The 2,985-nt window shown below is 62.3% G+C and carries 3 protein-coding genes and 1 pseudogene; all 4 read right to left on the bottom strand.

The window, feature by feature from the left end; genetic code table 11:
* A pseudogene (locus QMO14_RS33050) lies at positions 1-1,494 on the bottom strand (conjugal transfer protein TrbE); the annotation flags it as partial.
* A complete protein-coding gene (locus QMO14_RS33045; protein ID WP_301512345.1) occupies positions 1,491-1,802 on the bottom strand; it encodes a conjugal transfer protein TrbD in 312 nt (103 codons plus the stop codon). The pseudogene QMO14_RS33050 and the gene QMO14_RS33045, both read right to left, overlap by 4 nt.
* A 2-nt stretch (positions 1,803-1,804) precedes the next feature.
* Complete coding sequence (locus tag QMO14_RS33040; RefSeq protein WP_301512344.1) at positions 1,805-2,209, bottom strand: TrbC/VirB2 family protein; 405 nt, start codon at positions 2,207-2,209, stop codon at positions 1,805-1,807.
* A gap of 9 nt (positions 2,210-2,218) precedes the next feature.
* Positions 2,219-2,985: P-type conjugative transfer ATPase TrbB (gene trbB / locus QMO14_RS33035; RefSeq protein WP_301512343.1), on the bottom strand; the 767-nt coding region annotated here is incomplete at its 5' end.

Genomic DNA, 2,985 nt, shown 5'->3' with positions numbered 1-2,985 from the left:
GCCAGTCGGGCCGAAGATGAACGAGTGGCCGACGTCGCGAACATGCAGGTTGAAGCGGAACGGCGTACCACCGTGTGTCACGGTCTGCATGAGCGGCGGTGCGCCAGGTGGGTACATCGGGCACGGCGCGGTGTTCTCGCCCGTCCAGATGGTGCTGCTCGGAATGAGGTGCGCCAGGTTCAGCGTGTTCAGAAGCGGCCGACGAACGTTCTCGACACCATGCCCCGGGAGGCTTCCCAGGAACGCGTCTACGGTGTTGATCGTTTCGACGCGCGCAGTGAAGCCCAAGGCGTTGATGGCCTTCTCGATCTGCATGGCGGACTTGCTCAGCCGACCGCGGTCCTCGTCCATCAAGACCACGACGCTGGTGTAGTAGCCCTGAGCGACGGTGCCGCTGTTCACCTCGGCCAGTGCAGCCTCGGCGTCTTGCACCATTGCGAGCGCGTCTTGGTTGATTGCCCCGCCGTTGGTGTTGAAGAGCTGATCGAAGAAGCCACGGACCTTTTGCTTCCACTTCTTGCGGTACTTCTCGAGGTCCTTGATTGCCTCGTGCAGATCCATGAAGATGAAGCGGCTGGACCACCGGTATTCACTTTGGAGTTCGGCCAAGGCCGAAAGAATTCCGGGGTATGAGTCCATTGGGAATCCATCGAGCGAGACGACCTGGACGAACTTGCGACCGATCTTCGGAACCACGCCCGTCCACATTTCTTGCCCGCCCACCAGGCCGTCGATGTACATCGGCACGGATGGAAGTTGCACAGGGTGGTTGCGACCAGTGCAGCAGAACTGGAGCCACCGCAGGAAGTCCTCCTGCGTGGTGACACGGCCGTCCTCCGCCGTGAACTGGTGGCCCTGCAGGCGCTCCAGCTTCACTGCCGACGAGAGGCGCGATTCGATGTTCGCGATGTCGCGTTCAAACGTGGAGAGGAGTGCCTTCGTGATCGCGAGCTTGTCGGGCGTCGCCTGTTCATCGTCGAACATGAGCTCGACAAATTTTCTTTGCGCGAGGGCTGGCGGAAAGAAGGTGAAGGTGATGACGAAGTAGCCTTCGTACATCGTGTCCATCTGCTTGAAGAGCCGACGTCGCTCCTCGTCGATGGCGAGGGTCACCGGATCGGGGAAGAATGAGCGCGACGGGTCGGAATAGCCTGGTGCCTCCCGGCGAACCGCGTCGACGTGAATCATCCAACCGTTGCCCATACGCGCCAGCGCCTGGTTGATGCGGACCGCAACCAAGTTGCGGTGTTCCTCTGTCGCGGAGGCGTTGTCCTCCCCTGCATAGGCGTACGCGGCCATGAAGGAGCCGTTCTTGCCCACGATCACGCCGGGAGCGCAGACCGCTGCATAGTTCAGGAGGTCGGCAAACGCGGCGTCCTTGCGACGATGCTTCGTCAGCTTGCGAGCGCTGCTGTTTTGGAGGAGCTGGCCAGCCAGCATGAAAACGAGAAGCGCGCCGAGCACGGCGATTCCGATAGAAAGGGACGTGATCACTTGTACTGGTTCCCCTGCGACGTCGTGTTGTCGCGGAACGGTGTGGACCTGGCTGGGTAGTACGCGTGGTAGCGGCGATGCCGCAGGTACACATGACGCATCAGCGGATCGGCCTTCGCCATCAGGCGAAGGAGGAACAGGCTGGAGAACCACAGCACCATCCCGATCAACGTTGCGCGCAGTTCAGCTGCGGAGAAGACCAACGCGCCTGCCATGAGGCCGGAGAGCATCACCAGCTCACGATCGCCTTCGAGGAAGAGGGTGATGCGGTTGCCTACCCGACGAATCGGGATCGTGTGCAGTGCCATGTTCAGGCCAGCGATGCCACGGCCGGCACCGGCACCACGAGCACGTGCGCCACGGGCGCAATCGTGGCGCCCGTGCCGGTCAGGCCAGAAAGGAAGTTTTTGGCGGCAACGATCATCGACAGGACGAGCGTGATGAAGAGGAGCGCCTTCATGAAGCCGTTCATGTCACCACCGAAGATCAACGCTGCGCCGGCGGCAACGAGTGCGCCCAGGGAGATCGCGTAGGCGACCGGCCCGGTGATCGAGTCGGTGATTTTTCCGAGCCAGCCTTCATACGGGAGGCCGCCGCCGCCGCCAGCCGACGCGTGTGCGYCGGGAAGAAAGAGGACCAACAATGTCAGCAACGCAAGCGTTGCTTTGACATGGTTGGTGTTGATGCTGCGACCGTGGCTGGTGTTGAACTGCATGGCTGACTCCTAGAGGTTTCGGGTTGTGTAGTGCCCGTCCGCATAGCCGTCGATCGCAAGAATTGCTTGCACGCGGCGGCTCCGCGAGGCGGTGCGGGTGATGTGAACAACGACATGAACCGCCTCACCGATGAGCGGCTCAATTTCGGCCGGAGCCGCGGGATTTCGGGTGATGAGCGAGCGCAACCTGTTGAGCGCTGCGAGTGGGCTGTTGGCGTGCAGCGTGCCGGCGCCGCCGTCATGGCCGGTGTTCCAGGCGTCCACCAGATCGAGCGCCGTGCCGTCTCGCACTTCGCCCACCAAGATCCGGTCAGGGCGCATGCGCAAGGTGCCCTTCACCAGGTCGGCTAACGACACATTTGCGCTGGCGTAGTACTGCACCTTGTTGGGCGCGGTGCATTGCAACTCGGCCGTGTCTTCAATGGTCACGAACCGCTCATGCGGGTTCTGACGAACCATCTCCGCGATCAGGGCGTTGATGAGCGTGGTCTTGCCGCTCCCGGTGCCGCCGATGACGAGGATATTTTTGTGAGCCTGAACCGCCTCGCGTAGCGCCTCGGCTTGACTGGCGGTCATGATTTCGCGCTCGACGTATTGGTCGAGCGTGAACACTGAGCTCGCCTTCTTGCGGATCGCGAAGGTGACCTCACTCACGATGGGAGGCAGCTGGCCGGCGAAGCGGGACCCGTCCAGCGGCCATTCACATTCGAGCCGGGGGTGCTCGCGAGTCACGACTTCGTCGTGATAGGCGGCCACGGTGCGCAGGATGCCCTGCG

It is taken from the genome of Variovorax sp. CAN15 (genome assembly GCF_030462475.1).
Lineage (GTDB): Bacteria > Pseudomonadota > Gammaproteobacteria > Burkholderiales > Burkholderiaceae_C > Variovorax.
The sequence above is the reverse complement of the archived record's forward strand: the minus strand, read 5'-3'. Positions and strand labels throughout refer to the sequence as shown.

Bases quoted from the DNA above. Each gene is read 5' to 3' on its own strand.
- QMO14_RS33045 (WP_301512345.1), bottom strand. From the start codon at position 1,802: ATGGCACTGCACACGATCCCGATTCGTCGGGTAGGCAACCGCATCACC.